Below are 25,177 nucleotides of genomic sequence, written 5' to 3'. Positions count from 1 at the left end.
AGGTTCAAGCCACTATCGAATCCAGTGAGCGGTCGACCATTGCCTTGGCCATTTGCGCCAGGTGCAGGATCGAGAACGTCAGTTCATGGTTATGGCTGTCACTGGCTTCATTGGCGGTGGCAATGATGCAGCGCAGCAGGTCGGACGCGAGATTGAGTCCATCCTGCTGGCTGAGGGCTTCGTTGACGATGAACGGTTTGATGTCGGGCATGGGCAACTCGAAGGTAAATGAAGCAGAGAAATGCCGCCGGGCATCGGTGAGGCTGCGTTGAAAGCAGCCTCAACTTCGCTCGAAGACATTGCTGACAGAGCCTAGAGAGGCTGATTTCGGCGTGCAATAGGGCGCAGCGGTCTCGGAAACTTCACTCAGCAGAGCAGGACTCATCCCGCCTGTGTGGCAGAGAATCTCTGGCAATCAGAGAGTGTCTCTGCGGTCTTGTCACATCTTGTCCAACCTTCGTGAATGTAGATGCATACGATTCTCTTTTACTTCAAGAATCGTAAGGACGTTCCATGCATGCTCCCCTCCGTTTGCGGCCTTCGGCTGTGATGATCAAACTGGCGCTGGCTTGCCTGGCCTCGGGTCAGGCTTATGCTCAAGAGCAGACCGAGCCTCAGGAATCGGCCAACGTGCTGTCGATTGCAGACATGGTGGTCACTGCTGCCGGTTATGAGCAGAATCTGGAGGATGCACCGGCGTCTATGACGGTGATTACCGGTGACGAACTGCGCAAGAAATCCTTTCGCGACCTGACCGATGCGGTGCGTGACGTTGAGGGTGTCACGGTCAATGGTGGGGCCAACGAAACCGATATTTCCATTCGCGGCATGCCTGCCGATTACACCCTGATTCTGGTGGACGGCAAGCGTCAGAGTGCGCGTGAGTCACGGGTCAACGGCAATAGCGGATACGAGCAGAGTTTCATTCCACCTGCCGAAGCCATTGAGCGAATCGAGGTGGTACGTGGCCCGATGTCTTCGCTGTACGGCTCCGATGCCATCGGCGGCGTCATCAATATCATCACTCGCAAGGTGACGCCCGAGTGGGGCGGATCGATCACCTACGATTACTCGGCTCGTCAGCACAGCGACCAAGGCAATGCCCGCCAGACTCAGTTCTTCCTCGGCGGCCCGATCAAGGACGACCTGCTTGGCTTGCAGGTGTGGGGACGTTATCTGGATCGTCAGGCGGACGACGATATCGAACAGACCAATGGCTTCAGCAAGGCGGATCATCGCGACCTCACCGCGCGGTTGGCGATTACCCCGAACGTCGATCACGAGATCCTGCTGGAAGCCGGTGCGACACGCCTGAAGAACGGCGATGGCCTGAGCGCCAACTGGGCGACCCGCGAGCAGGAAAACAATCGCGATCACTGGTCGATTTCCCACCAGGGCCGCTGGGGCTGGGCGACTTCCGATGTATCGCTGGCCTACGAAAAGTCCAGTCGCGAAGGTCTAGCCGACGCGACCCAGACCGATGTGCTGGGGCGCAAGCCGGAAGTCGAGAACACCGTATTCGACGCCAAGCTGGTGATGCCCACCGAACACAACATCACCACCGTCGGCATGCAGTGGAACGACACCACCGTCACCGACTGGAACCAGGGCCTGGGTGATCGCCGGAACTACGAGTTCTCCGTTGTGCAGAGGGCACTGTTCGCTGAAAACGAATGGTCGATGACCGATACGTTCTCTCTGACCACTGGCCTGCGCATGGATGATCACGAACAGTACGGCGTGCATTTCAGCCCGCGGGTCTATGGAGTGTGGCGTGCGACGGATGACTGGACCTTCAAGGGCGGTGTCGCCCGTGGTTTCAAGGCACCTGAAGTACGGGCTGTGGTGCCTGGCTACTCCTACCTGCGGCGCAACAGATTCGTGATGTTCGGCAACCCGGACCTCAAGCCGGAAACCAGCACCAACTATGAGCTGTCGGCGCTGTGGTCCAACCGCAATGACCTGTCGGCTGGCGCGACCGTGTTCTACAACGACTTCCAGGACAAGCTGTCGACCGTGATCACGACAGAAGTCTGGAACGGTTTCACGGTCATGGACCGGGTCAACGTCGACAAGGCCGTGATCCAGGGTGTCGAGCTGAACGGGCGCTGGGATGTGACGTCGGCCGTCGCACTCAAGGCCAACTTCACCTACACCGATTCCGAGCAGAAGAGCGGTGCCAACGCCGGTGCGCCACTGGCCCTGACTCCGGAACGCAAAGCCAACCTGCGCGCCGAATGGCAATTGAACGACCGTACCCAGCTTTGGGCGGCGACCAATTACTACGGCAAGGAATACGGCAATACCATCACCGACGAAGCCTCACCGGCCTATACCACGGCGGACTTTGGTGGCTCTTATGAACTGAGCAAAAACGTGTCGCTCAATGGCGCGCTGTATAACCTCACCGACAAGCGTCTGGATGATGAAACCTATGGCACGGTCAACTATGGCCGTACCTTGTGGGCGAGTACTACTGTGCGGTTCTGACTGTGGGAGGCAGCTTGCTGGCGACTTCACCGTTGTCGCCAGCAAGCTGCCTCCTACGGCATTACCAGGGCTGTACCAGAGACGGGGCGTAGCCAATTCATTCGCGAACAAAGGGCAGCCGCACCACTGCACATAACCCTGCCGGTGGACGATTCTCAAGGATGAGTTCACCACCATGGGCCTGGATGCAGGAACGGGCAATGGCCAGACCCAGGCCCAGCCCGCCCTGGGTGTTATCTGTGCCGCTGTGGCTCAATTGCACGAAGGGCTCGAACACCTGAGTCAGCCAGGCCTGTTCGATGCCCGGCCCGTGATCGAGGATTTCCAGGCGAATTTCCGAGTCCTCTACAGCGAGGCTCACATCGGCATCCCCGGCATGGCGCAAGGCATTGTCGATCAGGTTGGTCAATGCCCGCTTGAGCGCCAGTGGCCGACCGTGACAATGCACCTCTTGCCCGCGCTCCCAGCCTATTGTCTGGCCCATGCTTTGATAGCGGCGGGCGAGGTCGTCGAGCAGGGCGCTCAGCGATATCCTGACCGTCGCTTCCTGCACCGCATCACCGCGTACAAAATTCAGCGTCTCACGCACCATGGCGCGCAACTCATCAAGGCTGTCGAGCATGTCCTCGCGTTCGGGGCTGTCTTCCAGCAACTCCATTTGCAGGCGCAGCTCGGTGATCGGCGTATTCAAGTCATGACTGATGGCGGCCAGCATCCGCGTCCGGCCTTCGACATGGCGGGCGATGCGCTCCTGCATCACGTTGAAAGCCCGGGTCAGGTCCCGAGCCTCCTGGGGGCCCGAGAGCGGTAGCGGCGATATCCATTCCCCGCGACTGACCCGCTCGGTCGCCTGCGCCAGTGTCTTGACCGGTTGCACCACCCGGCGCATGAAAAAGATCACGATCAGCAACACCGGAATGGTGGTGACCGGCAAGGTATAGGCCAGCATGCGGCCCCACTCGTAACCTCCCGCCGGATGCTGGATGGCGTTCAACTGTTTGCCGTCAGGCAACTCGATGCTGGTGCGCAGCCGCAGCGGTGCCCAACCGGCTGCCACGAACACATGCTCCCGTGCCGGGCCTCCGCTGATGCGCTCCAGTTGCATGCCGATCAGGGGATTGGCCGGCAACGTCAGACGCTTCCTGAGATCGCTGACCAGCCGCTGTTCCTCCGGGCGCATGCCGCCGGTATCGGCGATGGCGTTGCTGGCGACCCAGAAGTGCGAGTCGGGTGTCTGCATCGAGGCCAGCAGGCGCGAGGCATCTTCGGCGGAAAGGCCCAGAGCTACATGGTAGGCGGTGATCAGTCGCTCAATCGCCAGGGTGCGCGACAGCGGATGAATCAGTGCGCCGGTGCGTTGCAGATAGAGCATGGCGATGGCGTTGGAAGCCAGCAGCGCAAGCAGCAGCAATACGCCCAATTGATGGGCCATGCGGCGTGGCCAGAAATGACGCAACCGCTTCATGCGTCGAGCAGGGTCACAGTGGCCGCCAGCATATAACCGTCACCCCAGATGGTACGCAGCAGATCCGGCTCCAACGGATTGTCATCGAGCTTGCGGCGCAGGCGGCTGATCTGCCGGTCGATGGCGCGGTCGAACACCTCGGTGCCGGGACGCGTGGTCAGGTCGATCAGGCGCTGGCGGCTCAGGACGGTATTGGGATTGGCGAGCAGCACCTGCAGCAGACGGCTTTCCACAGTGCTGAGCCGCACCGCCGAACCATCATGACGAGTCAGGGTGCTGCTGCTTGCGCTGAAGCGCAGGCCGGCGAATGCGTAACCCTGGGCCAGCTCTGCGGTATCGGCGGGCGGCAGCGCGCTGCTTGAGCGGCTCGGGCCTGTACCGCGCCGGCGTAACAGACTGTGGATTCGCGCCACCAGTTCGCGAGGCTCGAACGGCTTGGTCACGTAATCGTCTGCGCCGATATCCAGACCGCGAACCCGGTCGGCACAGGTGTCGCGCGCGGTGAGCAGAATCACCGGAATATTCTCGCGGCGATGCAGCCTGCTGCACAGCTCGAAACCATCGCCATCGGGCAGCATGACATCCAGCACGATGACATCGAATGCCTGCTGCCTGAGCAATTGCCACATGCCTGCAGCATCTTCCGCCGTGCGCACCTCGAACTCATGGCGGCGCAGGTAGACGGCCAGCGGGTCGCGGATCTTGCGGTGGTCATCGACGACCAGAATGCGTGGAGCGGCGACAGCGGATGTCATGGTGTTTCCTGGAAGGCAGCGGGTCACTGGAGATATGGATGATTCTCATTTGAAAGCGCGATCTTATCCCATAAACCCTGAGGACGTTGAGTGCCGTGGCATGTCCTGTTGTTGGCAGAGACGGCAGGAACCGCTACTTTGGACGGCGTTTGATCCGCGCAAGAGTGCCGCATATGGCCTTGAGGCGTTTTGCATGACGCTCGTCAAACGTCCCCCCGACCCAGAAAAAGAAGGAACGACATGAAGTTTGAACCCCTCGCCAAGTCGCTGATCGCGACCGCACTCATTCTGGCTTACGCTCCCGCTCACGCCGCCTCGCAGGCCCCGGTCGCTGCCGAAAACGGCATGGTGGTAACCGCCCAGCATCTGGCGACCCACGTGGGTGTCGATGTCCTCAAGAACGGCGGAAACGCTGTCGATGCCGCCGTGGCGGTGGGTTATGCACTGGCGGTGGTCTACCCCGCAGCAGGTAACCTTGGCGGCGGTGGTTTCATGACCATTCAACTGGCCGACGGGCGCAAGACGTTCCTGGATTTCCGCGAGAAGGCTCCGCTGGCGGCCACTGCCGACATGTACCTTGACAAGCAGGGCAATGTCATTCCGGACCTCAGCGCCAAAGGCCATCTGTCCGTGGCCGTGCCGGGAACGGTGGCGGGCATGGAGCTGGCGCTGAGCAAATACGGCACCCGCAAGCGTGAGGAAGTGATTGCTCCGGCCATCAAGCTCGCCGAAGACGGCTTCGTCCTGCAGCAGGGCGATGTCGATCTGCTGTCGACCGCCACTGATGTGTTCCGGGCGGATATGGCCGACTCGGGATCGATCTTTCTCGACAAGGGCGAGCCGATGAAGGTCGGCCAGAAACTGGTACAAAAGGATCTGGCAAAGACCCTGGAGGAAATCTCCAGCAAGGGTAACGACGGTTTCTACAAGGGCTGGGTCGCCAAGGCCCTGGTGGATTCCAGTCAGGCAGGCAAGGGCATCATTACCCAGGCCGATCTCGATCATTACAAGCCCCGGGAACTGGCCCCCATCGAGTGCGATTACCGTGGCTACCACGTGGTATCGGCACCGCCACCCAGCTCCGGTGGTGTGGTGATCTGCCAGATGCTGAATATCCTCGAAGGCTACCCGATGAAAGAGCTGGGCTTCCGCTCGGCCCAGGGCACGCATTATCAGATCGAAGCGATGCGTCACGCCTATGTCGACCGCAACAGCTATCTGGGCGACCCGGATTTCGTCAAGAATCCCATCGAGCACCTGCTGGACAAGAACTACGCAACCAAGCTGCGTGATTCCATCGAGCCGCAGAAAGCCGGTGACTCCAATAAGATCAAGCCGGGCGTCGCGCCCCATGAAGGCAATAACACCACCCATTACTCCATCGTCGATAAATGGGGCAATGCGGTTTCGGTGACCTACACCCTCAACAACTGGTTCGGTGCCGGCGTCATGGCCAGCAAGACCGGTGTCATTCTCAATGACGAGATGGACGACTTCACCACCAAGGTGGGCGTGCCCAACATGTACGGGCTGGTGCAGGGTGAAGCCAATGCCATCGCACCGGGCAAGACGCCGCTGTCCTCCATGAGCCCGACTATCGTCACCAAGGACGGCAAGGTGGTCATGGTCGTTGGTACGCCGGGCGGCAGCCGGATTATTACCGCGACCTGGCTGACCATGCTCAACGTGATCGACTACGGCATGAACATTCAGGAAGCGGTCGATGCGCCGCGTTTCCATCAGCAATGGCAGCCGGAAACCACCAACCTGGAAACCTTCGCGCTCAGCCCCGACACGCAAAAGATCCTCGAAAGCTGGGGGCACAAGTTTGCCGGGCCGCAGCCGCTCAACCATGTGGCGGCGATCCTGGTCGGAGCGCCTTCGCTGGGCGGTAAGCCGGTCGGCAACAACCGCTTCTACGGCGCCAACGACCCTCGGCGCAATACCGGGTTGTCGCTGGGCTACTGAGTCAGTCCGGGACGCACTGCCTGGCGGTGCGTCCTGTTTTCTTTAGCCCAGAAACGTCAGCAGTGCCCTGGCATAACCGGGTAACAGGTCGAAGTCGGTTGCGCACAGCAGCAGTTTGCGATCGGCCCAGGCATCGCTCAGACGCACGGCCTTGAAGCTGGCCGGACCTTGCCAGCGATCCACTGCCGCCTGCGGCACAATCCCCAATCCCGCCCCGTGGGCGACCATGCGAATCACGCCATCGAAACTTTCGGCGCGAATCCGGATGCGCAGGCGCTTGCCGATGTGCAAAGCCTGTTCTTCCAGATAGATGCCCAGCGCGCTGCTGGCCGACATGCCGACGAACTCGCTATCCAGCGTCTGGCTGAAACGCACTGTGCAAAGTGCGCCGAGCGGATGATCCAGAGGCAGGATGAGCGTCAGCGGATCATCGCGAAAAGGACGGGTCTGCAGGTCGCTGGCGTCCATGGCGTCGGAAATGATGCCGATGTCGGCTGTGCCATGACGCACGGCATGCAGGATTCTCAGGCTGGGCTGTTCTTCCAGGTCGATATCGATATTGGGATGACTGACCAGAAAGTCCGCCAGCAGCTCCGGCAAGTGTTCACTGAGGGTAGAAGTGTTGCACAGCAGCCGGACCCGACCCTTGAAGCCCTTGGCGTAATCGGCCAGGTCGAACTGCATGCGCTCGACCTGTTGCAGGATCACGCGCGCATGCTGCCCCAGCGCCTTGCCTGCGGGAGTCGGCATGACACCACGCCGCCCGCGCTCGAGCAGTGGCGTGTCGAGCGAAGCCTCCAGCGCCCGGATGCGCGCGCTGGCCGAGGCCAGTGACAAATGGCTGTGAGCCGCGCCTGCGGTGATGTTGCCGGCCTCCAGAACGTTCAGGAAAAGCCGCAAATCAATAAAGTCGAAATGCATGCAGATGCTCGCAGTGTGGCTCAGCCTCTGTTTTTTCCTGAGGCTGACTCGGTCGATGACTGATATTCAAAACCATTCCCCGGGTTCAGGATAGGGCCATGAACACATTCCTGGATTTTTATCAAAGCATCGGCTGGGGCCTGACCGCACTGGTCATTGGCACTTTCCTGCTGGCCGGCACGGTCAAGGGCGTGATCGGGCTTGGCTTGCCGACAGTGGCCATGGGGTTGTTGGGCCTGGCTATGTTACCGGCACAGGCTGCCGCCTTGCTGATCATTCCTTCGACGGTCACCAATATCTGGCAACTGGCGACAGGCGGGCATCTGCGCTCGCTGCTCAGGCGCTTGTGGCCGTTACTGAGCCTGATCGTGGTCGGCACATTTCTGGGCTCTTTCTGGCTGGGTATCAGTGGCGGGCATTCCATGACCCGGGCGCTGGGCGCAGCCTTGTTGCTCTATGCGCTGAGCGGACTGTTTCTGCCCACGTTCAGGGTTTCCGCCACTGCCGAGCGCTGGCTCGGGCCTGCCTGTGGTTTTCTTACCGGGATCATCACTTCGGCTACCGGAGTGTTCGTGATTCCTGCCGTGCCTTATCTGCAAGCGCTGGGGCTTGAACGTAATGAACTGGTGCAGGCGCTGGGATTGTCATTCACCGTATCGACACTGGCGCTGGCGGTCGGCCTGCTGTGGAACGGTTCGCTGGGTGGTGGTGAACTGGGTGCTTCACTGCTGGCGCTGATCCCGGCCTTGATTGGCATGCAGTTGGGCCAATGGTTGCGCCAGCGAATCAGTGCCCCGATGTTCAGGCGGGTGTTCTTTGTCGGGATGGGAGCCCTTGGGTTGCATCTGCTGATCGCAGGCTGAGTATTTTCAAATCAATAATGTTTGGTGATTCGTGATGTTCAGGCAAAGGTATTTTGCCTGATGGCTTCTTACTCACCTGCACGTGCTTCTTTATTCTGCTGCCCATCGTTTTTGACTTTCGATCCGGCTTTCGACTGGCCAGGTCTTCAAGCATTTATCCATGAGGCTGACATGAAAAAGATTCTGTTCCTGAACGGCGGTAAACAATTCGCTCACTCTGAAGGGCGCTATAACGCGACCTTGCATGAAGCCGGTGTGGCTTTCATGGACCGCGCCGGTTTCGACGTGAAGGAAACCTTTATCGATGGCGGCTACGATCTGGCCGAAGAGGTTCAGAAGTTTCTCTGGGCGGATGTCATCGTCTGGCAGATGCCGGGCTGGTGGATGGGCGCGCCGTGGACGGTGAAAAAGTACATCGACGAAGTCTTCACCGAAGGTCATGGCAGCCTGTACGCCAACGATGGTCGTACCCGTTCCGATGCTTCGCAGAAGTACGGCAGCGGCGGCTTGCTGCAGGGCAGGCAATACATGATTTCCGCTACCTGGAATGCTCCGCAGCAGGCCTTCGATGACCCGACCGACTTCTTCGAAGCCAAGGGCGTGGATGCCGTGTATTTCCCGTTTCACAAGGCCAACCAGTTTCTGGGCATGACCGGTTTGCCGACCTTTCTGGCCGTCGATGTGATGAAGCGTCCCGATATCGACAATGACGTGAAGCGCTATGAAGCTCATCTGGCTCGGGTTTTTGGCGTGTAACAACGCTAATATCCAGCCTGTCTTGAGTAGAGAGCAGTAATGAAAGCCAGGTCAGATGAATTGCAGGTCTTCGTTTCGGTGATCGAAAAGGGTTCGATCTCCGCAGCGGCCGAGCACATGGGGCAGACGCCTTCCGGGATCAGCCGGACCCTGGCGCGGCTTGAGGCCAAGCTGGAAACCACGCTGATCAACCGCACGACGCGGCGTATGGATCTGACGGAGGAGGGCAAGTTCTTCCTGGAACGTGCCCGGCAGATTCTCGAGCAGATGGAAGACCTGGAAGAACATCTGTCCCTGTCCCGACAGCGGCCGTCCGGCCGCCTGCGGGTCAACGCCGCTTCGCCGTTCATGTTGCATTCGGTCGTGCCTTACGTGGCCGAGTTTCGCCGGCTTTATCCGGATATTCAGCTCGAACTCAACAGCAACGATCAGGTGATCGACCTGCTGGAGCAGAACACCGACATTGCGATCCGTATCGGCATCCTGGCCGATTCGACCCTGCATGCCCGCTCTCTGGGCTGTTCTCCAATCAATATTCTGGCCAGCCCGCTCTATTTGGAGCGACACGGCGTACCGACCTCGGTCGAGGATCTGGCGAGCCATACGTTGCTGGGATTCTCCCACAGCGAAACCCTCAATAACTGGCCGCTGCGTCATGCAGGTGGAGATCGCTGGCCGATTCAGCCGACCTTGTCAGCATCCAGCGGAGACACATTGCGTCACCTTGCACTGGCGGGAGAGGGGATCGTGTGCCTGTCGCACTTCATGACCCATGAAGATATTCGTGAGGGGCGTCTTCAGGTTGTGCTGGCCGATGCCCACAGCGGGTATCGGCAGCCCATCCATGCGGTGTACTACCGTAACTCGAAGCTGGCACTGAGAATTCAGTGCTTTCTGGATTTCATGCAGGAAAAGCTGGCGCAATACGCCTGCAAATGACAAACCGGTAGGAGCGAATTCATTGGCGAATGAATTCGCTCCCACGTGGGTCAGTGATGCTCGCGGGTTGCGCGGAATTTCACGTCCGGCCAGCGCTCTTCCATCAGGCTCAGGTTGACGCGGGTCGGGGCCAGGTAGGTCAGGTGACCGCCACCGTCCAGTGCCAGGTTTTCCACTGCCTTGTTTTCAAACTCTTCGAGCTTCTTCTTGTCTGCGCAGTCGATCCAGCGTGCAGACCAGACAGTGATCGGCTCGTAGGCGCATTCGACCTTGTATTCTTCCTTGAGGCGGCTGGCGACCACATCGAACTGCAGCACACCGACGGCACCGAGGATGATGTCGTTGCTGCGCAGCGGGAAGAACACCTGCGTTGCCCCTTCTTCGGCCAACTGTTGCAGGCCCTGGCGCAGTTGCTTGGACTTGAGCGGATCTTTCAGACGTACGCGGCGGAACAGCTCCGGAGCGAAGTGCGGGATACCGGTGAAGCCCAGGCTTTCGCCTTCGGTGAAGGTATCGCCGATCTGGATCGTGCCATGGTTGTGCAGACCGATGATGTCGCCGGCATAGGCTTCTTCAAGCTGCTCGCGTTCCGAGGAGAAGAAGGTCAGGGCGTCGCCGATCCGAACGTCCTTGCCCAGACGTACATGGCGCATTTTCATGCCCTTGTCGTAACGGCCCGAACAGATGCGCATGAAGGCGATACGGTCGCGGTGCTTGGGGTCCATGTTCGCCTGGATCTTGAACACGAAACCGCTGAACTTCTCTTCCACCGGCTCCACGCTGCGCTCGTTGGCGACTCGCGCCAGAGGCTTGGGCGCCCAGTCAACCACAGCGTCGAGCACGTGATCGACACCGAAGTTGCCCAATGCCGTACCGAAGAACACCGGGGTCAGTTGACCGTTGATGAACTCTTCCTGATTGAACTCGTGGCACGCGCCCTGCACCAGTTCCAGTTGTTCGACGAAGCGGTCGTACTCGTCACCCAGGTGGGCGCGGGCTTCGTCCGAATCCAGTTTCTGGATGATTCGGGTTTCGGTGCGTTCATGACCGTGACCGGCGGTGTAGACGATGATGTAGTCGTCGGCCAGGTGATAGACACCCTTGAAGTCGCGGTAGCAGCCAATCGGCCAGGTGATCGGCGCAGCCTTGATCTTCAGGACCGCCTCGATCTCGTCCAGCAGCTCGATAGGGTCGCGGATATCGCGGTCGAGCTTGTTGATGAAGCTGACGATGGGCGTGTCGCGCAGACGGCAGACATCCATCAGGGCGATGGTGCGCGGCTCTACGCCCTTGCCGCCGTCCAGAACCATCAGCGCCGAGTCCACTGCCGTCAGGGTGCGGTAGGTGTCTTCGGAGAAGTCTTCGTGGCCCGGGGTATCGAGCAGGTTGATCATGTGCTCGCGATACGGGAACTGCATGACCGAGGTGGTGATGGAGATGCCGCGCTGTTTCTCCATTTCCATCCAGTCGGATGTGGCATGACGATCGGATTTACGGGATTTGACCGTACCGGCAACGGAAATGGCCTTGCCCATCAGGAGCAGTTTTTCCGTGATGGTGGTTTTACCGGCGTCCGGGTGGGAAATAATGGCGAAAGTGCGGCGTTTCGCGACTTCGGCGGCCTGTTGGGTCATGGGAAATCGCCTGAAAGAGAGTCAAAAAAAGGGCGCAGATTATAGCTCAACTTGAGGCAATAACCGAGCCGTTCAGTCGATTCGGGGTGGCCAATTAATGCCTCACGTGGGAACCTTTCAGATCGTGGAGACGTCCACTCTCTTGTAACCGGTTATGTATAGCCTGCTTCAAGAGCTGATAAATCAGCAAGTTAGCTTGACGAAGCTGCGCTCATGGCCTGTGTCTTCGCCGAGGAAAAATCCTCACTGGCGATCCACCTGCTGCTCTTCGCGAACGTGACTGCAGGCGCTCATTATCGAGCGTCAAAGACAGCGCGCTCGCCGACTGAAATAAGGAGTCCGCCCGTGGCTAATCGCTATGGCAAGGGGCTGTTGGGAGGTACGGCTGGTATCGTACTCCTGGCCCTGCTGGTCCACTGGATCGGCATCGATACGTTTGAGAAGTACAAGGATGATCTGCTGTTCTACCTGCAGGCTCATCTGGTTCTGGTTCTGGTTTCAATGTTGGCGGCTGTCGTGGTCGGTATTCCTGCCGGCATTGTGCTCAGCCGACCAAACATGGTCGGCCGTGCCGAACGCTTCATGCAGATCTTCAACATTGGCAACACTGTTCCTCCTCTCGCGGTTCTGGCCATCGCTCTCGGTATTCTCGGGATCGGCAGTGGTCCGGCCATCTTCGCTTTGTTCCTCGCCTCGTTGTTGCCCATCGTGCGCAACACCTACGAAGGTCTGAAAAACGTTCAGGGTTCACTCAAGGAAGCCGCCACCGGCATCGGCATGACACCGCGTCAGGTGTTGCTGCAAGTCGAGCTGCCCAATGCCGTGCCGATCATTGTGGGCGGTGTTCGCGTGGCGCTGGCGATCAACGTGGGAACCGCGCCACTGGCGTTCCTGATCGGTGCCAACAGTCTGGGCAGCCTGATCTTCCCCGGTATCGCCCTGAACAATCAGCCGCAATTGCTGCTGGGTGCGGCGTGTACGGCGCTGCTGGCCCTGGTGCTCGATGGCCTGGTCACTCTGGTGAGTCGCCTCTGGCTGGAGCGCGGCCTGAGCCGCTGAGAGAAAGGATCTACGATGAAAAAACTAGCTTTGTTACTGGGTTTCGGGCTGCTGTTCGGCAGTTTTGCCCAGGCTGCCGAAAAGCCTTTGCTGCGCATCGGCGCCCGAGTATTTACCGAGCAGACCATGCTCTCCGAACTCACCGCGCAATACCTGCGCACCAAGAATTTCGACGTGCAGATCACCGGTGGCCTGGGCAGCAACCTGGCCCGCAGCGCACAGGAAAGCGGTCAGCTCGACCTGTTGTGGGAATACACCGGTGTGTCACTGGTGGCCTACAACCATATCGATGAAAAGCTCGACAGCGAACAGACCTACGCACGGGTGAAAGAAGTGGATGCGAAGAAAGGCCTAGTCTGGCTTTCCCCGTCCCGTTTCAACAACACCTATGCCCTGGCGCTGCCGCAGAAAATTGCCGAACGATACCCGCAGGTCAACACCATGAGCGATCTGACCAAGGTGCTCAAGGATGAAGCCAAAGAGGGTCATGTCGTAGCGCTGGACACCGAATTTGCCAATCGTTCCGATGGCCTGCTCGGCATGGTCAAGCATTACGACATGAATCTCGGTCGCGAGAATACCCGGCAGATGGATGCCGGGCTGGTCTACACCGCCTTGCGTAACGGGCAAGTCTTCGCCGGACTGGTGTACACCACCGACGGACGTCTGAACGCCTTCAAACTCAAGGTACTGGAAGACGACAAACACTACTTCCCGGACTACACCGCAGCGCCGGTGATTCGTCAGGAGTATCTCGATGCCCATCCGGAAATCGCCACGCTGCTCAAGCCTCTGGCCGACCTTCTGGATACCCAGACCATGATCGAGCTCAACGCCCGCGTCGATGTCGGTCATGAAAGCCCGTCCGCGGTGGCCGCAGACTTCCTGCGCCAGCATCCACTCAATTAAGGAAGGAGACGATATGAGTTTCTTTGACGCCTTCTCCCATCTGGACTGGGCCCAGGTCATGCAACTGACCTGGCAGCACGTCACTCTGGTCGGTATTGCCGTCAGCCTGGCAATTCTGATCGGTGTGCCCCTGGGCATTCTGATGACCCGCTTTCCGGCGCTGGCCGGGCCGCTGCAGGCCAGCGCCACGGTCTTGCTGACCGTGCCGTCCATTGCCCTGTTCGGCCTGCTGCTGCCGTTTTACTCCAAGTTCGGCCAGGGCCTTGGCCCGCTGCCTGCGATCACGGCGGTGTTTCTCTATTCCCTGCTGCCGATCATGCGCAACACCTACCTGGCCCTGACCGGTGTCGACGCCGGTATCCGCGAAGCCGCCAAAGGCATCGGCATGACCTTCGGCCAGCGTCTGCGCATGGTTGAACTGCCGATTGCCGTACCGGTGATCCTCGCTGGTGTGCGTACTGCCGTGGTGATGAACATCGGTGTCATGACCATCGCCGCCACCATCGGTGCCGGTGGTCTGGGCGTACTCATTCTTGCCTCGATCAGCCGCAGCGACATGTCGATGCTGATCGTCGGCGCGGTGCTGGTCAGCATTCTGGCCATCTTCGCCGACCTGCTCCTGCAATGGCTGCAACGCAGCCTGACTCCAAAAGGATTGCTCAAATGATCGAACTTCAGAATCTGACCAAAACCTTCACCTCCAACGGCAAAGACGTCAAAGCCGTGGATTCGGTAAGTCTGACCGTCAATGAAGGTGAGATCTGCGTCTTCCTCGGGCCTTCGGGTTGCGGCAAGAGCACCACGCTGAAAATGATCAACCGCCTGATCGTGCCGACTTCCGGCAAGGTGCTGATCAACGGCGAAGACACCACCGACCTGGACGAAGTGACCCTGCGTCGCAACATCGGGTACGTGATCCAGCAGATCGGCCTGTTCCCGAACATGACCATCGAGGAAAACATCGTGGTCGTGCCCAAGCTGCTCGGTTGGGACAAGAAACGCTGCCACGACCGCGCCCGCGAACTGATGAACATGATCAAGCTTGAGCCCAAGCAGTATCTGCATCGCTACCCGCGTGAGCTGTCCGGTGGTCAGCAGCAGCGCATCGGCGTGATTCGTGCCCTGGCAGCCGAAGCGCCGGTCTTGCTGATGGACGAGCCATTTGGCGCCGTCGACCCGATCAACCGCGAGATGATCCAGAACGAGTTCTTCGAGATGCAGCGTGCATTGAACAAGACCGTGATCATGGTCAGCCACGATATCGATGAAGCCCTCAAGCTGGGCGACAAGATTGCGATCTTCCGGGCGGGCAAGCTGTTGCAGATCGACCATCCGGACACCTTGCTGGCGCACCCGGCGGACGAGTTCGTCAGCAACTTCGTCGGCCAGGACAGCACCCTCAAGCGCCTGCTGCTGGTCAAGGCCGAGGACGCGGCCGACAACGCCCCGTCGGTGAGCCCGGAAACCCCGGTGGCCGACGCGCTGGAAGTGATGGACGAAAACGACCGTCGTTACATCGTCGTCACCGATGCCGAGAACAAGGCGCTGGGTTACGTGCGTCGCCGCGACCTGCATCGCCAGCAGGGCACCTGTGCCCAGTTCCTGCGCGAGTTCAACGCCATCGCCGCTTACGACGAGCACCTGCGCATCCTGTTGTCGCGCATGTACGAGTTCAACCGCGCCTGGCTGCCGGTGCTGGATGCCGAGCGGGTGTTCCTGGGTGAGGTGACGCAAGAGTCGATTGCCGCTTACCTGAGCTCCGGCCGTTCTCGTGGCATGAAGACCAGCATCGTTTCGCCGGCCGAAGCCGTAGCCTGATCCATCAGCCGCCCCGGCAATCGGGGCGGCTTACCCCTTGTCCGATTCTGTCGCCTCATGACGTGGCTGTCAGTCTCCGGGCACGGAGGGCTGAAACGCTGCGAGCACTTTACAGGGCGTCCCGAGTGTTTCCAGCGAAGGCCTGCCCAACAGGTATCCCTGACCCCATTCACCGCCCAGATCATTGACCATCTCACTGTCGGCCCGGGTTTCGATGCCTTCGACGATCACGCAGGGCGCAAGGCTTTTACACAAGGGCAGCAAATGCGAGAGGGTGGTGCGTCCGAGCGGATTTGTCCGTGCCCGTTTCATGTAGCCCTGATCGATCTTGATGATGTCCGGGCGCGACTGCAGGATGAATTCCAGTGTGCTGTAGCCGGAGCCAAAGTCGTCCACCGCGATCCGGCAACCGGTGGCACGCATGGCGTTCACAAAGTCGACGGCCATGGGAATGTCTGGAGTTGCAGCGCTTTCGGTAATTTCGATCACCAGTCGACAGGCCACTTCGGGCTCTTCGAGCAACTGTTGCAGAAGGGGCTGCCAGCCTTCAGCGAGAATTGCGCTTTGCGCGGAGATATTGCAGCTCAGGGATAAGTCGGGATGCAGTCGCAGTCTTTGAATCACGGTGCTCATCACGCTCAGGTCCAGCCTCAGCATCATGCCCAGTTTCTCGAGTCGGGCAAACGGCGCGAAGGGCTGGCGGACAGCGCTCGAGTGCCGGAGCAGGGCTTCGTGGTAAAGAATATGGCCCAGCGCTGGGAGCGCTACCACAGGCTGAAAGGCCATCAGGAGCCGACCCGCGGCCAGCTCCCGGTAAAAATGTCTCACTCGTTGCATTGCGGTTCTCTGATCCGGAAGGCGTTTTAAAGCTGGAAACGCCTGATCAAGCCTTGCAGCTCACTGCCCTGGCGGGCCAGATTGGTAGCAGCAATGGCAATCTGCTGCGTGGCGGTGGCGGTCTGCTCGGTGACATCCTTGATGCCATGCATGTTGCGGTTGATCTCTTCGACCACGCTGTCCTGCTGTTCGGAAGCGCTGGCGACCTGCATGCTCATTACCTGGATAGTGGCCACCGACTTGCCGATATCATTGAGTTCGGTCTGTAGATTGCGAGTCAGGCCGACGGTGTTCTCGACCATCTGACAACTGGCTTCCATTCGTCGCGAGGCCTGTTGCGCGCTGTTTTGCAGCGAAACGATCAAGGACTCGATTTCGGCCGTGGACTGCTGGGTGCGTGACGCCAGCCCGCGAACCTCATCGGCAACCACGGCGAAACCGCGCCCGGCTTCTCCGGCCCTGGCGGCTTCGATGGCGGCGTTGAGCGCCAGCAGGTTGGTCTGGCTGGCCAGCCCGTTGATGACCGTCAGCACACCGCCGATACGCTCGCTCTCATTGGACAAGTCGCTGACGGCCTGATTGGAATTGTTGATTTCCTGTCCCAGCAATTCGATCTGCGTCAGGGCTTCCTGAGCGACCACATTGCCCTGGCTGGTTTTCAGGTCGGCAGACTTGGCCGCGTTCGAGGCTTCTGCGGCGCTCATGGCCACATGCTGAACGGTGGATACCATCTCGTTCATGGCCACCGCGACCTGATCGGTGTCCGTACGCTGCGAGTTCGCGCCGTTGCTGCTTTGCTCGGTCACGGCCGACAGCTCTTCGGCAGCGCTCTGCAGCTCACCGGTCACCCGGCTGACCTGGCCGAGCAGTTTGCGCAGGCTCAGGCCTGTCTGTTCGAGAGCAGACAGCAGCGCACCGAATTCATCCTTGCGCTCGGGTGCCGAAATCCCGATCAGGTTGCCTTCACCGATCTGTCTGGCCATTACCAGGGCCGCGTCGAGCGGCTGCTGGATCTGCCGGGTAATCAGCCAGGTCACGCCAAGCCCCAGAACCAGCGCGATCACCAATAGAGCGAGCAGTTGTTGGCGGGCGAAAGAAGCTTCCTGCCGGCCTTTTTCGTTCTGGCTTTCTATCAACTCATGGATGGTGCCGAAAGCCGATTTGAAGTGGGTTTCCAGGGGCTCACGTGCAGCATCGATCAATGCGCCGTTGCCCTGACGCATGGCTTCGACCAGCGCTTTCAGGGCTACTGAGTAGCGGCTCATGGCATTGTTTATATCGTCGAAACGCTTCCCGTCTTCGGGGCTCGAAAAAAGATTCCTGTTGTCGGCAATCAGTTTGTTGACTCGAGCCGATGCTTCGTCGATCTGTTGCAGGTATTGAGGAGCCCGAGTGGCTTCATAGCGCAGGCGGGAGTTCTGAACGATGTTGGCTTCATCGATGAGCCGATTGATTGCAACCGACTTGATTGCCCGAGTGGTCATGGACTGGATACTGTGCAGGCCAATCAGGGTCGTGATGACCAATACGAGCAATACGCTGGAAAAACCGGCTATCAACTTGAACTTTACAGATAAATTTTTCATGGGCAGGAATCAACGTATCACCAGGGAAGAAGCGGACGTCGATGTCGGGGTGCCCGGATAAGAGCCCCAAGCCTGTATCGACCTGTTTATTCGGATTGTCACAAAAGATTCATGATCGGGTATTGAGGAGGGTTAGAGGAGTGTCCTGACACCCTTTTCGCTTGTCCTGTGACTCAACGGCCAAAGGGCATTACTCAATGTGTTGTGTGGTAATCATCAGGATAGACTGGAACGGGTGGTGGCCGAGAGGTGTGAGATCGGCATGTACAGAATAACCAGTGCAAGCTTCAGGGTCCTGGTGCAGACCATGGCCGAAACGGGGATAGATATGGATGCCCTGTTTGCAGATTTTGGCTGCGAGAGTCGCGCTCTCTACAATGACCCCAAAGGCGTCAGGATGGAGCTGGTCTATCAGTTGATGGCAGAGGTTTCATTGCGCAGCGATCGCCCGGATTACGGGCTGCTGGCGTACTCGAAAGCACATCCGGCCAATCTCCAGTTGCTGGGTTACGCAATCATGTCCAGCTCGACCCTGGGGGCGGCACTGAAAAAGCTGGTGGACTATCACCTGCTGATCGGCAACGGTTTCTGCTTTTGCCTCGAGCACAAGCACGATCAGGTTTCCTTGCTCGGCTTCGACCTGACCCGTGACAGCTCCCGGACCCCCAGACCGGTCATCGATTCGGCCATGGCGCAGATAATAGGCCTGATCCACTGGCTGTTGCCGGAGCACAAGCCCGGACCACTGGCCGTAACCTTTACCTATCCCGAGCCTGCCGATCTCGGCTCACTGATCCGGTTGCTGGGCCATGATCTGAGCTTCAATGCGCCTTACAACAGCCTGACGTTCGAATCCTCCGTGGCGGACATTGAATTGCCGACCGCCAACCCGGAGCTCGACCGGGTACATGTCGAGCACGCCAGGACCCGACTCAATGATTTGCTCTGCGGTTCCATGACGATCAGGGTGCGGCGCGTATTGTCCGAGCACCTGGCCCAGGGCATTGCCTTCGGGCTGGATGATATTGCCCAGGCCCTGCATATCAGCCGGCGCAGTCTGCAACATGGCCTTGAGCGCGAGGGCGTGAATTTCTCCGCACTTCAGGATGAAGAGCGCCTGAAGATGGCCCACAGCTTTTTGCGCAACTCCATGCGCAGTCTCAAGTACATCGCTGCACTATTGGGGTTTCGTGACCAGAGCAGTTTCAACAAGGCATGCCTGCGCTGGTTTGGCATGCCACCGGGGCATTATCGGGAGCAACCCTGAACGTCACGCCAGAGGATCGTTCATGTTGAACTGGCTGACCTTCATCATGATCTGGACAGGTTGGGTCGTCATTGGCAGCAAAGGCTCATTCTGATTGGCGCACGAGATGTAGGCCCACCAGTCGTTGCCGAAGTTCTGCCTGTCATAGACCCCGAGCGGATTGCCGTTGGGGGCAATGATCTGTACCGGTCCTACTTCCTTTCTGTCGATGTCGCCGGTGGCCAGCGGGCGGCCGCCGATCATGACTTTCCAGCCGGGGGTGCTGGCCAGCGACTTGTCGGGGCGAACATGCAGCTTGACGAAGCGGACATCGCCAAAGGGGCCGGCGACCAGCCTTTTTTCTTCGACGATCAGGCTTCCCAGGCGCGAGGGGTTTTCATAGAACATATCGTGGCAGGCCTTGATCTCGTAGCTCTCGGAGCCGTTGTCCCAGCGCCGGTACAGAAACCAGAAGTTCAGTTCCTCACGAGGCTTGGTGGTGGCGGTCAGATAGGTGTATTCATCGCTGCCAACGTAGGTAAACGTCTGCGAAATGTTGCCTCCTGCCGGGACCGTACTGGTTTCCTGTTCCAGTCGTGAGAAATCAAGAGCCGCCAGATATCCGGGTTGCACGGACCTGAGCGACGCGACGAAGGAGCGTTCTTTGATATAGGTGGCCATGTTCGCCTCCTGCGAAGGTTCAAGGCTGCATCAGGCTTGATTGTGCCCATCCATGACCCCGAAAAGTACTGACAGAAATACCTGTGCTTAGTGCCGTTTTTCATCAGCGGCCGAGGGTTATCTCGTCGAGAAATCCGTTTGCGCAGGAACATGAGGCTGTCATACAGGTCGGTTACATAGAGGTGTAAAGAGGACGCAGTTATCTGTTCCGGCAGAAACGTCTGCAAACGCGACATTTTTTGTTGATCTCAAGCCTCTCAGGTCCTAAAGTTCGCGCCGAACGTCCATGCTGGAAACGATCCATCCGGCTCAAGTACTGACGACGAGACAGCAAGGCCAGGGGGGCATGATCCCCATGGCCTTTTTGCTTTCGGCGACATGCCTTGGGAAGTAGGCGAACCAAAGTGGGGATACGGAGGGCGTTCATTGACACCCATTTATATTCATCTGTTTGCCAAGTGGAGTTCCAAGCATGCCGATCAAGGTTGAAGACTATTTCTCTGATGCTTCCTTCAAGAAAATCAAGTCGTTCGCTGACAAGCAAGAAACCCCTTTTGTCGTCATTGACACCCAGGTGATCAGCCAGGCCTATGATGACCTGCGCGCAGGTTTTGAATTCGCTCAGGTCTACTACGCGGTCAAGGCCAACCCGGCGGTCGAGATCATCGATCTGCTCAAGGAAAAAGGTTCGAGCTTCGATATCGCCTCGATCTATGAGCTGGACAAGGTGCTGAGCCGTGGCGTAGGCCCGGATCGCATCAGCTATGGCAACACCATCAAGAAGTCCAAGGACATTCGTTACTTCTATGACAAGGGCGTGCGCCTGTACGCGACCGACTCGGAAGCCGACCTGCGCAACATCGCCAAGGCCGCGCCGGGCTCGAAAGTCTACGTGCGTATCCTCACCGAAGGCTCGACCACGGCTGACTGGCCTCTGTCGCGCAAGTTCGGCTGCCAGACCGATATGGCCATGGATCTGCTGATCCTGGCGCGTGACCTGGGGCTGGTGCCTTACGGTATTTCCTTCCACGTGGGTTCGCAGCAGCGCGATATCAGCGTCTGGGACGCTGCCATTGCCAAGGTGAAGGTAATCTTCGAACGTCTGAAAGAAGAAGACGGCATCGAGCTCAAGCTGATCAACATGGGTGGTGGCTTCCCGGCCAACTACATCACCCGTACCAACAGCCTGGAAACCTACGCCGAGGAAATCATCCGCTTCCTGAAGGAAGACTTCGGTGACGATCTGCCGGAAATCATTCTGGAGCCAGGTCGTTCGTTGATCGCCAACGCCGGTGTTCTGGTCAGCGAAGTCGTGCTGGTCGCGCGCAAGTCGCGTACCGCCGTCGAGCGTTGGGTGTACACGGATGTGGGCAAGTTCTCCGGCCTGATCGAAACCATGGACGAAGCCATCAAGTTCCCGATCTGGACCGAGAAGAAGGGCGAGATGGAAGAAGTGGTCATCGCCGGTCCTACCTGTGACAGCGCCGACATCATGTACGAAAACTACAAGTACGGCCTGCCACTGAATCTGGCCATCGGTGATCGCCTGTACTGGCTGTCCACCGGCGCCTACACCACCAGCTACAGCGCTGTTGAATTCAACGGCTTCCCGCCGCTGAAATCGTTCTACGTTTAAGCGCTCTACCTGAGTGAAAGAGCCCGCAAGCGATTGCGGGCTTTTTATTGGGCGCCCGGATTGCCTGTCAGGCTGTTGAACCTCTGTGTCAAACGCTGTATTTCCTGCAGGCTGACAAGCATCAGTCTTGTCTCCACATAAGGGCGCGAAGGCGGGACGTTCCTGCGCATTTTCAGGGGATGCAGGATTGAGCTGGCCAGCAGGTCGCATATCCTTGTCAGGTGATCACTCATATGGGTTGCGGCACCGTAGGCTTCTTCATACTGGCGTCTGCTTCTTTGGATATAGGCATATCCTGCAATGAGTCGCGCCTGTGGAGAAAGGGCGGGTCCGTTTTCGACAAACGAATACGAGGCCGTAAGGTTCTGCATGGCGGTGTTCTGATCCGGTCTTTTTTCTACCAGGTTGTATTGATGGGCGTGGCGGTAGATTTCACGGTTCATGAAGTCGGTGATGCGAGGCAGGATTGTATAAATGCCACGGATCAGCGTTTGCAGGGTTTCCTGTCGCTTCTCGAAGGCATCGGCAAGCTCACCCAGCCTGGTCAGGTTTCGTTCAATGAAGGGACTTGTAACCTCATGGCTGCTCTTTATGCTTTCGGATGACTGTATGAGGCTGTGCATGAATGCCTCCAGTTCTTTATGCAGAGCCGTGATTCCTGACACTACTTCAGACCAGATGGGTAAGTGATCGGCGGCCTTTTTCAGGTGCTTTTCGATTTCGGGGATTCGATAGGACCCGTATTCCCTCGCCGGAACCAGATCAAGGCCGACCTTGAACGAGCGGGTGAACTGCGCAAGGTTACGCAGGACCTCCATGTAGTTGTGGATCTCTGTGAGGTCGCTCTGATGGATCAGATAGCCGGTCATGATGGAGTCCATGGCGTGAGTACGGTATTGGAAACGCATGGTCTGCCAAGGGAAATGGAGCAGGCCATTTCCCTTGGGGTGCACGCATTGGGGAGCGTCAGCGAATGGGTTGCAGGTAGCTGATCATCTGAAGCCCGGAACTGATGAAGCGCGCGCTGCGCTGCTTGTCATCCGGGGCGACGGTCTGATTGAGGGCGATGAAGCTTTCGATGGTCTGAGACACTTTCTGATATTGCTCGACGTAAAGATTGCGCTGATCGTCCATTGCGTGGAAGCATGTGATCAATTCGATGCGTTGAGTCAGTGCCAGCTTTCCCTTTTCCGTCTGAGCCAGTTGTTCATACAGTTTGTCCATGCGTTCGCGCAGGGTGTCACGGCGCTTGAGCAGAGCAATGAAGTTGATGCCCTCGCCGCCATATTCCAGCGTCGCTTTCATCTGTTCGATGGCCAGAGTGATCACTGCGATTTGGGGTGGCTGCATGCCCAGGGCAAGAATCTTCTCACCGGTAAGGAGAGTGTCCTTGGCAATGTTGGTAAACCCCTTGCTCTCAATGGCATCAATCGCTTCGGTCAATACCCGCCGTTCTTCCTGGATGACGGCAATTCTGGCATTGCTGTCGTCGATTCTTGCCGTTGCCTTGACGACATCCTGTTCCAGGCTCTCCTGGAACTCCTTTGTCTGCTGACGATTGACGGACTCCTTCAGATCAACGAGAGCATGGACCTGCCTGGTCAGCTCGTTGCCTGCCGTGGTCGCGGCGTCACTCAAGGCGCTTTTACGTTCGTCTTGAATGTCTTTGATTTCATCCTGATCGGTTGTGTTGTCCAGTTCCCGGTCGTAGTTTCTCAGCCGTTTGATTCGGGATTCGATATCGATCTTCAAGCGCATGCAGGATTCGCCCAGGCGTTGTTGCTCGACGAACATCGCACCCGTGAGACGCTGGACCCGCGTATAAAGATTAGGCAGGTAAAGTGTCTTGGCATACAGGACATCGGCCCTGACCAGATTCTTTCTCATGTTTTCCAGGCTGCTGGACATGACCGGAAGATCCGGCGTATTTACGTTCAGAGATGTTGCAAGAGGAGTGATAGTGTTATTCATTTTTATTTTCCATAAATCCGTTTGAATTCATCGTCTGCTTCCTTGAATACATCAAGTAGTGCGTCAGAGTCCTGCTGAATGGTCTTCCATGGTTCCACGACCCGCCTGAAGCGATTCATGAATATTCTGAGCGACAGGGCATCTGTAATTTCGGAGGATGCCTTTGCGGATTCCTCAATGAAAATAGATAGCTTGTTCCATACGGTAATCAGGTTTTTTGTAGCGACGTCGGCGTCGATGACGACAGTGACAAGGTTTTGCAAGTCGAACTTTACCCGGTTCAATGACCCCAGTATCTTGTTTTTAAGCTGCAGTTCGTTGATGTCCTTTTCCTGTTGATTTATCAACTCATTCCTTGCCTTGCGAACACTTTCGGCTTCAACGCCAAAATAAATGCTCAACGCAAGACCTACGACATTGAACTTGCTGATCGACCCCAGGGATCTTTCGACGGCGGCTTTGTATTCCTTGTTTTTTTCATCGATATCCTTTGCTCTTCGCTCGATGTCCTGAGTCAGTTTCGCGACATCGGCAGGCAGTGAGCTGTTATCGATGGCAACGACCTTGCGCTGGATTTCCGGTGCGACATAGCGCGCAAGATCCAGTCCGAACTTGTCCAGTTCTTCCTTGATGCCCAGCGCGTCGGCATGGCTTTCCTTGACCTTGCGCAGGATTTCATCGAGGTAGAACCCGATATCCCTGGCGGTTTCCTTATCGGCGGGGCTTAATTCTATTCCCGGGAAAAGATCACCCTGCTCACGCTTCAGACGCTTGACGTCTTCCAGATTCCTGATATCGAATTTTTCAATAACTTCTCCGCTTTTGATGTCTTTATAGACCTCTTCCATGCTATCGCCGTATATCAGCATCTGGCCGGCAAATACTTTCAGTTTGCTGCCCACTGCCAATAGTTGAGTCCGTAGTGGGTTCCAGCGTTTTGCATGATTATGGACAAGGGTGAAACTTTTCAGGAAATCATCAGGTTCCAGTCCTGCACCCGCACCATTGCTGTATCCCAGGTAGGCGATGACAGCTTCGATTTCTATGGGCAGTGACAGACCGACCAGTTCATATTTCTTGAGGTTGACGATCTGTTGCTGGGTCAATATCAGGCCGGGCGTGCGTTGAACGTCCGAGTCATGGCCCGATGAAACATTGAAAAACATTTCGGGTGCTTTTATGGCTTCTTCGGTAATGCTGTCTTCCGTTGTGTTGTTGTCGGGTATTGGTTTTTCAAGTAATGCGCTCATTCGGATATATCCTTATTTTCCGGGAGGATCATGATTGGATCCTGTTTTCTCTGTAGCAATTGAGTTGTTACTTGTGATCAAGGTTAGGAGGGGGTGTTAATGGATGTCAAAGACGAAAGGCGGGCGTGTTTTGTAGGATAAATGTTTGGGGCAGGTAAGTAGTAAATATGAATATGGGGATAATATACTTATGTAGTGCTTGGCAGGATTGGCTTTCTAGGCTCTGTACGAAATGTTTTCGAGCGAAGATGAGGCAAGGCAAAAACAGGCGAGGAAGCGGAGTTTACTGGTGTAAATGAGCATTCCGAGCCTGTTTTTAACGCAGCATCATCGAGCGCAGATATATTTCGTACAAAGCCTAAGTTGTCAGTTGAGGCAATAGTTGCGATCCGC

General features: G+C 57.7%; 22 protein-coding genes. 11 read left to right on the top strand and 11 right to left on the bottom strand.

Translation table 11 applies throughout. The features are described 5' to 3' along the window. Positions 1-4 precede the first annotated feature (4 nt). On the bottom strand, positions 5-211 hold the full coding sequence (locus JSY17_RS22160; RefSeq protein ID WP_117166401.1) for a DUF6124 family protein: 207 nt from the start codon (positions 209-211) through the stop codon (positions 5-7). Between the two features lie 302 nt (positions 212-513). On the opposite strand from JSY17_RS22160, the gene JSY17_RS22155 reads away from it, so the two are divergent. Next, a complete protein-coding gene (locus JSY17_RS22155) occupies positions 514-2,490 on the top strand; it encodes a TonB-dependent receptor domain-containing protein (RefSeq protein ID WP_206403040.1) in 1,977 nt (658 codons plus the stop codon). A 97-nt stretch (positions 2,491-2,587) separates the two neighbouring features. Here the strand turns inward: JSY17_RS22155 and JSY17_RS22150 are convergent, their stop codons facing one another. Then, positions 2,588-3,922, bottom strand: coding sequence for an ATP-binding protein (locus JSY17_RS22150; RefSeq protein WP_117184290.1), 1,335 nt, complete (start codon positions 3,920-3,922; stop codon positions 2,588-2,590). Between the two features lie 29 nt (positions 3,923-3,951). Beyond that, entirely contained in the window at positions 3,952-4,710 is a 759-nt protein-coding gene (locus JSY17_RS22145) for a response regulator transcription factor (protein ID WP_206403042.1), read from the bottom strand. 240 nt (positions 4,711-4,950) lie between these two features. Here JSY17_RS22145 and ggt point away from each other — a divergent pair, with 240 nt between their 5' ends. After that, complete coding sequence (gene ggt, locus JSY17_RS22140) at positions 4,951-6,678, top strand: gamma-glutamyltransferase (protein WP_117185940.1); 1,728 nt, start codon at positions 4,951-4,953, stop codon at positions 6,676-6,678. Positions 6,679-6,720: 42 nt separating this feature from the next. Here the strand turns inward: ggt and JSY17_RS22135 are convergent, their stop codons facing one another. Then, the gene (locus JSY17_RS22135) at positions 6,721-7,599 is read right to left on the bottom strand and encodes a LysR family transcriptional regulator (protein WP_117185939.1); all 879 of its coding nucleotides are present in this window, start codon (positions 7,597-7,599) and stop codon (positions 6,721-6,723) included. Positions 7,600-7,697: 98 nt separating this feature from the next. Here JSY17_RS22135 and JSY17_RS22130 point away from each other — a divergent pair, with 98 nt between their 5' ends. From JSY17_RS22130 to JSY17_RS22120, 3 genes are all read left to right on the top strand, one after another. Further along, positions 7,698-8,462: a sulfite exporter TauE/SafE family protein gene (locus JSY17_RS22130; RefSeq protein ID WP_206403044.1), complete on the top strand. Its 765-nt coding sequence runs from the start codon at positions 7,698-7,700 to the stop codon at positions 8,460-8,462. Between the two features lie 171 nt (positions 8,463-8,633). Continuing rightward, positions 8,634-9,218 carry an NAD(P)H-dependent oxidoreductase gene (locus JSY17_RS22125; RefSeq protein ID WP_117184295.1) on the top strand — a complete coding sequence of 195 codons (585 nt, stop codon included), beginning with the start codon at positions 8,634-8,636 and terminating at the stop codon, positions 9,216-9,218. 39 nt (positions 9,219-9,257) lie between these two features. Further along, the gene (locus tag JSY17_RS22120; RefSeq protein WP_122371836.1) at positions 9,258-10,157 is read left to right on the top strand and encodes a LysR family transcriptional regulator; all 900 of its coding nucleotides are present in this window, start codon (positions 9,258-9,260) and stop codon (positions 10,155-10,157) included. 50 nt (positions 10,158-10,207) lie between these two features. Here the strand turns inward: JSY17_RS22120 and JSY17_RS22115 are convergent, their stop codons facing one another. Then, the gene (locus JSY17_RS22115; RefSeq protein WP_117184297.1) at positions 10,208-11,791 is read right to left on the bottom strand and encodes a peptide chain release factor 3; all 1,584 of its coding nucleotides are present in this window, start codon (positions 11,789-11,791) and stop codon (positions 10,208-10,210) included. A gap of 345 nt (positions 11,792-12,136) precedes the next feature. Between JSY17_RS22115 and JSY17_RS22110 the strand changes: the two genes are divergently transcribed. The 4 genes from JSY17_RS22110 to JSY17_RS22095 are packed head-to-tail and all read left to right on the top strand — an operon-like array spanning position 12,137 to position 15,577. After that, positions 12,137-12,850 (top strand): ABC transporter permease, encoded by a 714-nt coding sequence (locus tag JSY17_RS22110; RefSeq protein WP_122371835.1) that lies wholly within the window; start codon positions 12,137-12,139, stop codon positions 12,848-12,850. A 15-nt stretch (positions 12,851-12,865) separates the two neighbouring features. Further along, a complete protein-coding gene (locus JSY17_RS22105; RefSeq protein ID WP_117184298.1) occupies positions 12,866-13,759 on the top strand; it encodes a glycine betaine ABC transporter substrate-binding protein in 894 nt (297 codons plus the stop codon). Between the two features lie 13 nt (positions 13,760-13,772). Continuing rightward, a complete protein-coding gene (locus JSY17_RS22100; RefSeq protein ID WP_117166389.1) occupies positions 13,773-14,426 on the top strand; it encodes an ABC transporter permease in 654 nt (217 codons plus the stop codon). Continuing rightward, complete coding sequence (locus tag JSY17_RS22095; RefSeq protein WP_117166388.1) at positions 14,423-15,577, top strand: osmoprotectant ABC transporter ATP-binding protein OsmV; 1,155 nt, start codon at positions 14,423-14,425, stop codon at positions 15,575-15,577. Before JSY17_RS22100 ends, JSY17_RS22095 begins: the two co-directional genes overlap by 4 nt. Before the next feature lie 69 nt (positions 15,578-15,646). Here the strand turns inward: JSY17_RS22095 and JSY17_RS22090 are convergent, their stop codons facing one another. After that, positions 15,647-16,414 (bottom strand): EAL domain-containing protein, encoded by a 768-nt coding sequence (locus tag JSY17_RS22090; protein WP_206403046.1) that lies wholly within the window; start codon positions 16,412-16,414, stop codon positions 15,647-15,649. Positions 16,415-16,440: 26 nt separating this feature from the next. Then, complete coding sequence (locus tag JSY17_RS26175; protein ID WP_404823256.1) at positions 16,441-17,118, bottom strand: methyl-accepting chemotaxis protein; 678 nt, start codon at positions 17,116-17,118, stop codon at positions 16,441-16,443. Positions 17,119-18,262: 1,144 nt separating this feature from the next. Between JSY17_RS26175 and JSY17_RS22080 the strand changes: the two genes are divergently transcribed. After that, positions 18,263-19,267 carry an AraC family transcriptional regulator gene (locus JSY17_RS22080; RefSeq protein WP_117184302.1) on the top strand — a complete coding sequence of 335 codons (1,005 nt, stop codon included), beginning with the start codon at positions 18,263-18,265 and terminating at the stop codon, positions 19,265-19,267. 3 nt (positions 19,268-19,270) lie between these two features. Here the strand turns inward: JSY17_RS22080 and JSY17_RS22075 are convergent, their stop codons facing one another. Then, entirely contained in the window at positions 19,271-19,927 is a 657-nt protein-coding gene (locus JSY17_RS22075; RefSeq protein ID WP_201015740.1) for a hypothetical protein, read from the bottom strand. 472 nt (positions 19,928-20,399) lie between these two features. On the opposite strand from JSY17_RS22075, the gene JSY17_RS22070 reads away from it, so the two are divergent. Beyond that, positions 20,400-21,563 carry a type III PLP-dependent enzyme gene (locus JSY17_RS22070; RefSeq protein ID WP_117166386.1) on the top strand — a complete coding sequence of 388 codons (1,164 nt, stop codon included), beginning with the start codon at positions 20,400-20,402 and terminating at the stop codon, positions 21,561-21,563. Positions 21,564-21,607: 44 nt separating this feature from the next. Here the strand turns inward: JSY17_RS22070 and JSY17_RS22065 are convergent, their stop codons facing one another. From JSY17_RS22065 to JSY17_RS22055, 3 genes are all read right to left on the bottom strand, one after another. Next, entirely contained in the window at positions 21,608-22,432 is an 825-nt protein-coding gene (locus JSY17_RS22065; RefSeq protein WP_206403048.1) for a hypothetical protein, read from the bottom strand. Positions 22,433-22,529: 97 nt separating this feature from the next. Beyond that, a complete protein-coding gene (locus tag JSY17_RS22060; RefSeq protein WP_117185930.1) occupies positions 22,530-23,534 on the bottom strand; it encodes an alpha-xenorhabdolysin family binary toxin subunit B in 1,005 nt (334 codons plus the stop codon). Positions 23,535-23,536: 2 nt separating this feature from the next. Continuing rightward, positions 23,537-24,784, bottom strand: coding sequence for an alpha-xenorhabdolysin family binary toxin subunit A (locus tag JSY17_RS22055; RefSeq protein WP_200999551.1), 1,248 nt, complete (start codon positions 24,782-24,784; stop codon positions 23,537-23,539). Positions 24,785-25,177 lie beyond the last annotated feature (393 nt).

This window comes from Pseudomonas capsici, from assembly GCF_017165765.1.
Taxonomy (GTDB): domain Bacteria; phylum Pseudomonadota; class Gammaproteobacteria; order Pseudomonadales; family Pseudomonadaceae; genus Aquipseudomonas; species Aquipseudomonas capsici.
This window is presented reverse-complemented; position numbering and strand designations above follow the sequence as displayed.

Coding starts and splice junctions, on each gene's coding strand:
- JSY17_RS22160 (WP_117166401.1), bottom strand. CDS start 211: ATGCCCGACATCAAACCGTTCATCGTCAACGAAGCCCTCAGCCAGCAG.
- JSY17_RS22155 (WP_206403040.1), top strand. CDS start 514: ATGCATGCTCCCCTCCGTTTGCGGCCTTCGGCTGTGATGATCAAACTG.
- JSY17_RS22150 (WP_117184290.1), bottom strand. CDS start 3,922: ATGGCCCATCAATTGGGCGTATTGCTGCTGCTTGCGCTGCTGGCTTCC.
- JSY17_RS22145 (WP_206403042.1), bottom strand. CDS start 4,710: ATGACATCCGCTGTCGCCGCTCCACGCATTCTGGTCGTCGATGACCAC.
- ggt (WP_117185940.1), top strand. CDS start 4,951: ATGAAGTTTGAACCCCTCGCCAAGTCGCTGATCGCGACCGCACTCATT.
- JSY17_RS22135 (WP_117185939.1), bottom strand. CDS start 7,599: ATGCATTTCGACTTTATTGATTTGCGGCTTTTCCTGAACGTTCTGGAG.
- JSY17_RS22130 (WP_206403044.1), top strand. CDS start 7,698: ATGAACACATTCCTGGATTTTTATCAAAGCATCGGCTGGGGCCTGACC.
- JSY17_RS22125 (WP_117184295.1), top strand. CDS start 8,634: ATGAAAAAGATTCTGTTCCTGAACGGCGGTAAACAATTCGCTCACTCT.
- JSY17_RS22120 (WP_122371836.1), top strand. CDS start 9,258: ATGAAAGCCAGGTCAGATGAATTGCAGGTCTTCGTTTCGGTGATCGAA.
- JSY17_RS22115 (WP_117184297.1), bottom strand. CDS start 11,791: ATGACCCAACAGGCCGCCGAAGTCGCGAAACGCCGCACTTTCGCCATT.
- JSY17_RS22105 (WP_117184298.1), top strand. CDS start 12,866: ATGAAAAAACTAGCTTTGTTACTGGGTTTCGGGCTGCTGTTCGGCAGT.
- JSY17_RS22100 (WP_117166389.1), top strand. CDS start 13,773: ATGAGTTTCTTTGACGCCTTCTCCCATCTGGACTGGGCCCAGGTCATG.
- JSY17_RS22095 (WP_117166388.1), top strand. CDS start 14,423: ATGATCGAACTTCAGAATCTGACCAAAACCTTCACCTCCAACGGCAAA.
- JSY17_RS22090 (WP_206403046.1), bottom strand. CDS start 16,414: ATGCAACGAGTGAGACATTTTTACCGGGAGCTGGCCGCGGGTCGGCTC.
- JSY17_RS26175 (WP_404823256.1), bottom strand. CDS start 17,118: ATGAGCGCCGCAGAAGCCTCGAACGCGGCCAAGTCTGCCGACCTGAAA.
- JSY17_RS22080 (WP_117184302.1), top strand. CDS start 18,263: ATGTACAGAATAACCAGTGCAAGCTTCAGGGTCCTGGTGCAGACCATG.
- JSY17_RS22075 (WP_201015740.1), bottom strand. CDS start 19,927: ATGGCCACCTATATCAAAGAACGCTCCTTCGTCGCGTCGCTCAGGTCC.
- JSY17_RS22070 (WP_117166386.1), top strand. CDS start 20,400: ATGCCGATCAAGGTTGAAGACTATTTCTCTGATGCTTCCTTCAAGAAA.
- JSY17_RS22065 (WP_206403048.1), bottom strand. CDS start 22,432: ATGACCGGCTATCTGATCCATCAGAGCGACCTCACAGAGATCCACAAC.
- JSY17_RS22060 (WP_117185930.1), bottom strand. CDS start 23,534: ATGAATAACACTATCACTCCTCTTGCAACATCTCTGAACGTAAATACG.
- JSY17_RS22055 (WP_200999551.1), bottom strand. CDS start 24,784: ATGAGCGCATTACTTGAAAAACCAATACCCGACAACAACACAACGGAA.